Raw genomic sequence first — 9,811 nt, 5'->3', positions numbered from 1 at the left:
GAGCATCACGCCGGCCGGCTTGGCCGCGGGCGCGGCCTGGCGCTTCTCCCAGGCGTCGCCGGCCCGGGTGCGGCGCACCGCGAGCGCCGGGCCCTCGGCGAGCAGGTGGTGCGGGGCGGCGTAGGTGATCTCGACGGTCACCATGTCGCCGGGGCGCACCGGCTCGGCGGGCCGGCTGAAGTGCACCAGCCGGTTGTCGGGGGCGCGGCCGGAGAGCCGGTCGGTCTTGTCGTCCTTCTTGCCCTCGCCCTCGGCGACCAGGATCTCCAGGGTGCGGCCGACCTGCTTCTTGTTCTCCTCCCAGGAGATCTCCTCCTGGAGGGCGATCAGCCGGTCGTAGCGGGCCTGCACGACGGCCTTCGGCACCTGGTCCTCCATCTCGGCGGCCGGGGTGCCGGGGCGCTTGGAGTACTGGAAGGTGAAGGCGTTGGTGAAGCGGGCCTCGCGGACGACGTGCATCGTCTCCTCGAAGTCCTCCTCGGTCTCGCCGGGGAAGCCCACGATGATGTCGGTGGAGATGGCCGCGTCCGGCATCGCCTCGCGGACCTTCCGGATGATCCCGAGGAAACGCTCCTGCCGGTAGGAGCGGCGCATCGCCTTGAGGACGCGGTCCGAGCCGGACTGCAGCGGCATGTGCAGCTGGTGCATCACGTTCGGGGTCTCGGCCATCGCGGCGATCACGTCGTCGGTGAAGTCGCGCGGGTGCGGCGAGGTGAAGCGGATCCGCTCCAGGCCCTCGATCTGGCCGGCGGCGCGCAGCAGCTTGGAGAAGGCCTCGCGGTCGCCCAGGTCGGAGCCGTAGGCGTTGACGTTCTGGCCGAGCAGGGTCACCTCGATGACGCCCTCGTCCACCAGCGCCTCGATCTCGGCGAGGACGTCGCCGGGGCGGCGGTCCTCCTCCTTGCCGCGCAGGGCGGGGACGATGCAGAAGGTGCAGGTGTTGTTGCAGCCGACCGAGATGGCGACCCAGGCGGCGTAGGCGGACTCGCGGCGGGTCGGCAGGGTGGAGGGGAAGGTCTCCAGCGACTCCAGGATCTCGACCTGGGCCTTGCGCTCGACCGCGGCCCGCTCCAGCAGCGCCGGCAGGTGGCCGATGTTGTGGGTGCCGAAGACCACGTCGACCCAGGGGGCGCGCTTGACGATGGTCTCGCGGTCCTTCTGGGCCAGGCAGCCGCCGACGGCGATCTGCATGCCCTTGTGGCGGGTCTTGACCGGCGCGAGCTGTCCGAGGTTGCCGTACAGCTTGTTGTCGGCGTTCTCGCGCACCGCGCAGGTGTTGAACACCACCAGGTCCGGGTCGCCCTCGGGCCCGGCCTTGACGTACCCCGCGTCCTCCAGCAGGCCGGACAGCCGCTCGGAGTCGTGGACGTTCATCTGACAGCCGTGCGTGACGACCTTGTAGCTCTTCAATCCGCTCTCACCGCTCACCAGACCAGGGTACGGGCAGCGGCGAAGCGCTTTTCCCGGAGCTTCCACCACCCGTTCACTCCCGTTCGGCCGGAGCGCCTGGCAGTATCCCTGCATGGCCCCCACCACCCCGTCCCGTCTCGGCGCCGCCGTCCGCACCGCGGCGCGCAGCCCTTTGTGGCGGACGGTGCTGGTGGTGGTACTGCTGGTGGCCGGGTTCGGCGGCTGGTGGCTGTCGGCGGGCCGCTCCCCCGGGTACCCGCGCGGCGAGGTCCGCTTCGCCACCGGGGTGCAGCGCGGCGTCTACGACCGGTACGGGCAGCTGCTCCAGGCCCACGTCTCCCGGGCGATGCCGGGCGTGCGGCTGGCCCTGGACAACTCCGAGGGCTCGATAGACAACCTCACCCGGGTGATCACCGGCCGGGACACCTTCGCGATAGCCACCGCCGACGCGGTCGCCGACTACCAGGGCCCCGGCAAGGAGAAGCTGCGGGCGATCGCCCGGCTGTACGACGACTACCTGCAGCTGATCGTCCCGGCCTCCTCCCCGGTGCACCGCACCGCCGACCTCAAGGGCCTGCGGGTCGGCGTCGGGCTGCCGCAGTCCGGGGTGAACCTGGTGACCAAGCGGCTGCTGGCCGCCGCCGGGCTGGACCCGGACCGCGACATAGTCCCGGTGCCGAAGGGGGTCGGCGAGGCCGCCGACGACCTGCGCGCTGGCCGGCTGGACGCCTTCTTCTGGTCCGGCGGCCTGCCCACCAACGCGCTCACCGACCTCTCCGAACACGTCCGGATCCGGGTCGTGCCGCTGAGCGACCTCTCCGAGGCCCTGCACAAGGCCGAGGGCGGCGGCACCGACGCCTACCGGGCGGCCACCATGCCCAAGGGCACGTACCCGAACGCCGATCCCAAGGACGCCGTCGCCACGGTGGCCGTGCCCAACCTGCTGATCACCCGGGACGACGCGGACCCGGGCCTGGTCGAGGGCATGACCCGCGCGGTGATCGACAGCCGGGACCAGATCGGCGCCCAGGTGCACGCGGCCCAGCTGGTCGACCTGCGCACCGCCGTCTACACCGACCCGCTCCCGCTGCACACCGGCGCGGCGCGCTACTACCGCTCGGTGAAGCCGTAGGACGTGGCCGGCGGGCCGCCGCCCCGCCGGGTGAGCCGCACCAGGTCCGCAGCCGCCCCCGGTGAGCCGCGGGGGCGGGGCCTGCACCCCGCCCGGCAGCCGTCACTTCTCCGGCCGCGGCACCGCCAGCGTCACCGCGAGCCCGGTCGGCTTGACCGGCGCGAAGCCGAGCGAGCCGCCGCCGGCCGCCAGCAGGGTGCGCGCGATGGACAGCCCGAGCCCCGAGCCGTCCACGTTCTGGTGCCGCGGGCTGCGCCAGAACCGGTCCCCGGCCCGGGACAGCTCGTCCTCGGTGAGGCCGGGCCCGGCGTCGGTGACGGTCACCGCGACCTCGTCCCGGCGCACCGCGACCCGCACCCGCACCTCGCTGCCGGCCGGGCTGAACTTGAGCGCGTTGTCCACCACGGCGTCCAGGGCCGAGCCGAAGCCGATCGGATCGGCCATCCCGATCGCCAGTGCCGGGCCGTCCCAGCGCAGCCCGATCCCGCGCTGCTCGGCCACCGGCCGCCAGGCGTCCACCCGGGCCAGGGTGAGTTCGGCGAGGTCGGTGCGCTCCGGTTCGGGGCGGGCGTGCTCGGCGGTGGCCAGCCCGAGCAGGTCGTCCAGCACCCGGGCCAGCCGGGCGCCCTCCTCCCGGACGCCGCTGAGCTCCTCCTCGTGGCCCTCGGGCAGTTCCAGGCCGAGCAACTCGACCCGCAGCAGCAGCGCCGACAGCGGGTTGCGCAGCTGGTGCGAGGCGTCGGCGACGAAGGCCTTCTGCTGGTCCATGGCGAGCACCACGTGGTCCGCCATCTCGTTGAACGAACGGGCCAGCCGCTGGAGTTCGGGCGGTCCGCCGCCGGGGGCGACCCTGGCGGCCATCCGCCCGGTGGCGATGTCGTGGGTGGCCCGGTCCAGGGTGCGCACCGGGCGCAGCACCCACTCGGTGAGCCGGACGGCGAGCAGCACGGCGACGATCATCGCGGCGGCCTCACCCCCGCCGATCACCAGCCACTTGTGCAGCACCCGGGTGCGCAGCGCCTCGGTCGGGGACTCGCTCAGCACCACCGCGACCACGTCGCCGTCGCGCACCACCGGGGCGGCGACGATGATCGTCCGGTCCGGCGTCCACGGCCAGACCTGCGGCGGGTCGTGGCTGCGCCGCCCGTCCAGCGCCTCCTGGAAGGCCTGGGCTCCCCAGCCGCCGGAGGGCACCCGCCAGTCGTCCGGGGCTGCGGCGATCGGCACGCCGTCGCGCTGGAAGATGCCCAGGCGCACGCCGTACAGGTCGTGGTAGCGGCGGACCTCGGCGTCGATCGCGCGCTGCCGGCTGAGGTCGCCCGGGGCGGGTTCCGGTTCGCCCTTGCGCGCCGAGTCGGCGGCGCCGGAGGTGGGCAGGTCCTGGGCGAGGCGGGCGGCGTCGTCGAGCCGGTCGACGACCACCTTGGTCTGCTCGGCCGCCGCGACCGCCGCCGCGAGCGGCAGCCCCAGGGCGGCCAGGACGCAGAGCATGAGGGCGATCAGGATGCCGAGCAGGCGGGTGCGCACGTGCGGTCAGTGCTCCGCGGGGGCGGTCGGGGCGGGTTCGGCCGCGGCAGGCGTCGGACGGTCGGGGATCAGCCGGTAGCCGACCCCGCGCACGGCCTCGACCAGGCCGGGCAGCGCCAGCTTGTTGCGCAGCGAGCCGATGTGCACCTCCAGGGTGCGCCCGTTGCCCTCCCAGCCGCTGCGCCAGACCTCGCTGAAGATCTGCTCGCGCCGGTAGACCACGCCCGGGCTCTGGGCGAGCAGTGCGAGCAGGTCGAACTCCTTGCGGGTGAGCGGCACGTCGCGGCCGTCCACGCTGACCCGGCGGCGCTCCCGGTCGATCCGGATGCCGCGGGACTCCAGCGGGCCGCGCTGCTGCGGCACGGTGTCGGGCGCGGGCACCGACACCGCGGCGGGGGCGGCGCCGCGGCGGGCCACGGCGTGGATGCGGGCGAGCAGCTCGCCCATGTCGTACGGCTTGGTGACGTAGTCGTCGGCGCCCAGGTTGAGGCCGTGGATCCGGGAGCGAACGTCGGCGCGCGCGGTGACCATGATCACCGGAACACCGCTGCCGGCCCTGATCCGGCTGCACACCTCGAAGCCGTCGCGGTCGGGCAGCCCGAGGTCGAGCAGCACCACGCGGTACGGCTCGTTGCCGTCCGGAACCAGGGCGTCCAGCGCTTCGTGCCCGCTGCGGGCGTGCCGGACCTGGAAGCCGTGCCGGCCCAGTACCGCGACCAGCGCGGCGGCCACACGTTCGTCGTCCTCGACGAGCAGCAGTCGCATCCTGTTCTCCTCCTTCCCCCACGTGATCACCGGTGATCACCGGGCCGATCGGTCAGGTCCCGGTCCTGCGCAGTATGGGCCAGTGAACGGCCCGGCGCCAGGTTCGACCGCGCACCGGGCTCGTGGGGAACGGGGAGCACCGGAGCGGATTCCCGCTGTGACATGCCCCGTCGGCGCCCGCGCGAACAGCGCGTGGGCGCCGTGTGGCCGTTTCGTGATCCTCAAGTTCCGCTCAGATCGGCTGACGGCGCGCGGTCACGGCTCCTATGGTCGGCCCACCGGGGGCTGCGGCTCCGCCGGCCGCGGCCCCCGGATTTCGTACCACCACTGCCTCCCAAGGGAGTTGAGACTTCTCGGGCAGGCCCTATTCGACGACAGAGGGAGCAGGCGCGATGACCGAGAGCCCGGTCGAGGACTCCACCCCCGCAGCCGCCCCGCTGGTCGTGCTGAGCAACGTCAACAAGCACTACGGCGCGCTGCACGTGCTGCAGGACATCGACCTCAGGATCGGCCAGGGCGAGGTGGTCGTGCTGATCGGCCCGTCCGGCTCGGGCAAGTCGACGCTCTGCCGGACGATCAACCGGCTGGAGACGATCGACTCCGGCACGATCACCATCGACGGCCGGCCGCTGCCCGAGGAGGGCAAGGAGCTGGCCAGGCTGCGCGCCGAGGTCGGCATGGTGTTCCAGAGCTTCAACCTGTTCGCGCACAAGACCGTGCTGGAGAACGTGGTCATCGGCCAGGTGAAGGTGCGCAAGGTGCCCCGCCCGCAGGCCGAGAAGACCGCCCGGGGGCTGCTGGAGCGGGTCGGCGTCGGCGCGCAGGCGGACAAGTTCCCGGCCCAGCTCTCCGGCGGCCAGCAGCAGCGCGTGGCAATCGCCCGGGCGCTGGCGATGAAGCCCAAGGTGATGCTCTTCGACGAGCCCACCTCGGCGCTGGACCCGGAGATGGTCAACGAGGTGCTGGAGGTCATGCGCCAGCTGGCCGCGGACGGCATGACGATGGTCGTGGTCACCCACGAGATGGGCTTCGCCCGCTCCGCCGCCAACCGGGTGCTGTTCATGGCCGACGGAAAGATCGTCGAGCAGAACACCCCGGACGCCTTCTTCACCGCGCCGCGCTCCGACCGCGCCAAGGACTTCCTCTCGAAGATCCTCCACCACTGACGCTTCGAGACCAGCGGGGCCACCACCGGCAACGGTGCCGGCCGGCCCTGCCCGTGCACGACTTCCAGACGCCAGAGCCCGGTTGACACCGCGGCCCAGCCCCAGGAGAACCCTCATGAGGACGTCCCGCACCCTCGCCGTCGCGCTCTGTGCCGTCGCGCTCACCGCCACCGCCGCCTGCGGCAAGGACGGCACCCCCGGCGCCACCGCCGCGAGCAGCGGCGCCGCCGCCCCGAAGCTGCCGAGCTACACCGTCAAGACCGACGTCAAGATCGACTCCGCGGTCCTCGCCGAGGCCAGGAAGCGCGGCCAGCTGATCATCGGCGCCAAGGCCGACCAGCCGAACCTCGGCTGGGAGGACGTCGCCAGCGGCGACCGCAGCGGCTTCGACATCGAGATCGCCAAGATGATCGCCGCCGACCTCGGCTTCACCCCGCAGCAGATCAAGTGGCAGACCCTGGTCTCCTCGCAGCGCGAGCCGGCCATCGCCAAGGGCCAGATCGACCTCTACGTCGGCACCTACAGCATCAACGACGAGCGCAAGAAGAGCGTCTCCTTCGCCGGCCCGTACTACATCGCCGGCCAGGACCTGCTGGTGAAGGCCGACAACACCTCGATCACCGGCCCGGAGAGCACCAGCGGCAAGAACGTCTGCACCGCCACCGGCTCGACCTCGATCAAGAACATCCAGCAGTACAACCCAAAGGTCACGCAGTTCGACACCTACTCGGCCTGCGTCGAGAAGCTGCTGTCCAACGAGGTCGACGCGGTCACCACCGACGACGCGATCCTCAAGGGCTACGCCTCCAAGTACGCCCCCAAGCTCAAGGTGGTCGGCAAGCCGTTCACCAAGGAGAACTACGGCGTCGGCCTCAACAAGGACGACAAGGCGCTGCGGGACGCCATCAGCGACGCCCTCAAGGCCCACGAGGACAACGGCGACTGGAAGAAGGCCTACGACGCGACCCTGGGCGCCTCCGGCTCCCCGGCGCCGGACGTCCCGGCCCTCGAGCGCTACTGATCCGCCCGCCGTACGTCGATTCCCGACCATGAACTGAGAGGAGGGCCGCCGGATGGGGTTCCTGTTCGAGGACGACAACTTCGCGTTGTTCCGCGACGGCTTCCTACAGACGATCGAGGTGAGCGCGCTCAGCGCTCTGCTCGCCCTGCTGCTGGGCACCCTGCTGGCGGCCTTCCGGGTCTCCCCGGTGCCCGTCCTGCGCGCCTTCGGCACCGCCTGGGTGACGCTCTTCCGCAACACCCCGCTGACCCTGCTGTTCTTCGCCGTCACCTTCGGCCTGCCGCCGCTGGGCGTGCACTTCAGCCACCTGGTGTTCGCGGTGCTGGCGCTCGGCGGGTACACCGCCTCGTTCGTCTGCGAGGTGATCCGCTCCGGCATCAACACCGTGCCGCTCGGCCAGGCGGAGGCCGCCCGCAGCCTCGGCATGACCTTCGGCCAGACCCTCACCCTGGTCGTCCTGCCGCAGGCGGCCCGGACCGTCCTGGGCCCGATGAGCAGCGTGTTCATCGCCCTGCCCAGGAACTCGGCGATCGCCGGCGCGTTCAGCGTCCCCGAGCTGTACAGCGCCCAGCAGACCTTCTCCGAACGCGGCTACTCGATCTTCGCCATCTTCTTCTGGGTGGCCTGCGCCTACCTGCTGATCAGCGCGACGGTCGCCTCGTTCTTCCGCTTCCTGGAATCCCGACTGGCGGTGGCCCGATGAGCATTCTCAACCGTCAGGCTTCGGGGAGTGTCCTCTACGACGCCCCCGGCCCGAGGGCCCGCACCCGGTACCGCGCGTTCGGCGTCCTCTCGGTGCTCGGCATCGCCGGTCTCCTCTGGTACGTCTTCAGCGCACTGAACGACAACGGCCAGTTCGACCCCGGCCTCTGGGACGCCTTCCAGTACACCTTCGTCCAGCAGCGGATCGTGGACGGCCTGCTGTCCACCCTGGAGGCCTTCGGGCTGGCCGCGCTGTTCTCCCTCGCCCTGGGCGCCCTGCTGGCGGCCGGTCAGCTCTCCGACCACCGGCCGGTCCGCTGGGCCTGCACGGCCTTCACCCAGTTCTTCCGGGCGATGCCGCTGCTGATCCTGATCGTCGGGCTCTACTACGCCTTCTTCGCCCAGCAGCCGATGTGGGCGCTGGTGCTCGGCCTCACCCTCTACAACGGGGCGGTCCAGGCCGAGATCATCCGCAGCGGCGTCAACGCCGTCCCGCGCGGCCAGGGCGAGGCGGCGTACGGGCTCGGCATGCGCAAGACCCAGGTGATGATGTCCATCCTGGTGCCGCAGGCCGTCCGCTCGATGCTGCCCTCGATGATCGGCCAGCTGGTCGTCACCCTCAAGGACACCTCACTCGGCTTCATCATCACCTACCACGAGCTGCTGTTCGTCGGTAAGGCGATCGCCAGCCAGCCGATCAACGCCGCGGGCTTCCCCTACATCCCCGTGGTGCTCGTGATCGGTCCCATCTACATCGCGATGTGCCTGCTGTTGACCGCGCTCGCACGCTGGATCGAAGCACGTGGCCGTCGCGGCGCGAACCGGCGCACTTCAGCTGCTGCTTGACGGACACGCAGGTGAACTGTTGCATTGCTGTTCGTGACACCTCCCGGGAGCATCCACGCGGCATATGCGGCAGCCGTAACTGACGCCGGCCGATCGGCCGGTTCGTGCCCGGAGGTTCCCTCATGGACCCGGTGATCGTGGTCGGGGCCGGACCGGTCGGTCTGGCCCTGGCCCTCGCCCTGGCCCGGCACGAGGTGCCGACCATCGTCCTGGACGAGGGCTCCGGGCTCTGTCCCGAGGGCCCGCGCAGCCTCGTCCTCGGCGCCGACACCGCCGCCTTCCTGACCCGGATCGGGTACCCGCGGGCGGTCTCGGACTCCGCGCTGTGGGACTCCTTCGCCGTCTGGCGCCGCCGCCAGGAGGTGCTGCGGATCGACCTCACCGACTCGCCCACCTTCCACCTGCCCCAGCACCGCCTCCAGCGCGGGCTGCGCGACGCCCTGACCGGCACCCCGCTGATCAAGCTGGTCCCGCTCAACCGGGCCGTCGAGCTCGAACAGGACCGGGACGGCGTCAGCGTCCGCACCGTGGGCACCCAGGACGGCTCCACCACCTGGTGGCGCGGCAGCCACCTGGTCGGCTGCGACGGCGCCAGGTCCGCCGTCCGCAAGCTCCTGAAGATCCGTTTCCCCGGCCGCCCGGCGGTCGACCGCAACGCCATCGCCACCGTCCGGGTCGACCTGCCCTTCGACGGCGCCCGGCTGCACCGCGAGCCCCCGTGGCGGGGCGACCGCGAGGCCTCCGCCCGTCCGCTGCCGGACGGCGTCTGGCGGCTCGACTGGCGGCTGCCTCCCGGCCGTCCCGCCGCCACCGAGACGGTCGACCCGCACGCCACCTGGCCCGGCATCGTCACCGGCGACACCCTGCTCACCCGGGTCACCTCCACCCTCACCGGATGGTGCGGCGAGCTGCCCCGATTCGAACTGCTGGCCGCCGCCGACCACACGGCCCAGCAACGGCTCGCCGCCCGCTTCCGGGTCGGCCGCTGCTTCCTCGCCGGCGACGCCGCCCACCTGCACGGCGCGCTCGGCATGCAGAACCTCTCGGACGGGCTGCGCGACGCCGACAACCTCGCCTGGCGGCTCGCCCTCGCCTGGCACCTCCACTCCGGCGGCCCGCAGCCCGGCGGCTCGCTGCTGGACGGCTACGAGGCCGAGCGGCGCGGGGCGGTCGGCGCCCGGCTGCGCGCGGTCGACCAGTCCATGCCGCTGCTGCGCCCCCTGCGCGGCTGGCAGCAGACCC

General features: G+C 72.2%; 9 protein-coding genes. 6 read left to right on the top strand and 3 right to left on the bottom strand.

What is annotated here, in order from left to right:
- The coding region (miaB, locus tag KS423_RS28480) for a tRNA (N6-isopentenyl adenosine(37)-C2)-methylthiotransferase MiaB (protein WP_224282641.1) at positions 1-1,428 on the bottom strand (1,428 nt) is incomplete at its 3' end.
- 94 nt (positions 1,429-1,522) lie between these two features.
- On the opposite strand from miaB, the gene KS423_RS28475 reads away from it, so the two are divergent.
- The gene (locus tag KS423_RS28475; protein WP_224282640.1) at positions 1,523-2,542 is read left to right on the top strand and encodes a TAXI family TRAP transporter solute-binding subunit; all 1,020 of its coding nucleotides are present in this window, start codon (positions 1,523-1,525) and stop codon (positions 2,540-2,542) included.
- A gap of 102 nt (positions 2,543-2,644) precedes the next feature.
- On the opposite strand, the gene KS423_RS28470 is transcribed toward KS423_RS28475, so the two are convergent.
- Together KS423_RS28470 and KS423_RS28465 are read right to left on the bottom strand one after the other, a co-directional pair.
- Complete coding sequence (locus KS423_RS28470; RefSeq protein WP_224282639.1) at positions 2,645-4,069, bottom strand: HAMP domain-containing sensor histidine kinase; 1,425 nt, start codon at positions 4,067-4,069, stop codon at positions 2,645-2,647.
- A 6-nt stretch (positions 4,070-4,075) separates the two neighbouring features.
- Positions 4,076-4,834: a response regulator transcription factor gene (locus tag KS423_RS28465; protein ID WP_224282638.1), complete on the bottom strand. Its 759-nt coding sequence runs from the start codon at positions 4,832-4,834 to the stop codon at positions 4,076-4,078.
- A gap of 437 nt (positions 4,835-5,271) precedes the next feature.
- Between KS423_RS28465 and KS423_RS28460 the strand changes: the two genes are divergently transcribed.
- From KS423_RS28460 to KS423_RS28440, 5 genes are all read left to right on the top strand, one after another.
- The gene (locus KS423_RS28460; protein WP_224282642.1) at positions 5,272-6,000 is read left to right on the top strand and encodes an amino acid ABC transporter ATP-binding protein; all 729 of its coding nucleotides are present in this window, start codon (positions 5,272-5,274) and stop codon (positions 5,998-6,000) included.
- Positions 6,001-6,115: 115 nt separating this feature from the next.
- Complete coding sequence (locus KS423_RS28455; RefSeq protein WP_224282637.1) at positions 6,116-7,021, top strand: glutamate ABC transporter substrate-binding protein; 906 nt, start codon at positions 6,116-6,118, stop codon at positions 7,019-7,021.
- Positions 7,022-7,073: 52 nt separating this feature from the next.
- Entirely contained in the window at positions 7,074-7,724 is a 651-nt protein-coding gene (locus KS423_RS28450) for an amino acid ABC transporter permease (RefSeq protein ID WP_224282636.1), read from the top strand.
- On the top strand, positions 7,721-8,569 hold the full coding sequence (locus KS423_RS28445) for an amino acid ABC transporter permease (RefSeq protein WP_224282635.1): 849 nt from the start codon (positions 7,721-7,723) through the stop codon (positions 8,567-8,569). The genes KS423_RS28450 and KS423_RS28445 overlap by 4 nt, the downstream gene beginning before the upstream one ends.
- 122 nt (positions 8,570-8,691) lie before the next feature.
- On the top strand, positions 8,692-9,811 hold a 1,120-nt coding region (locus tag KS423_RS28440), incomplete at its 3' end, for an FAD-dependent monooxygenase (protein WP_224282634.1).

Origin of the sequence: Streptomyces sp. LS1784 (genome assembly GCF_020103755.1) — a bacterium.
Lineage (GTDB): Bacteria > Actinomycetota > Actinomycetes > Streptomycetales > Streptomycetaceae > Kitasatospora.
This window is presented reverse-complemented; position numbering and strand designations above follow the sequence as displayed.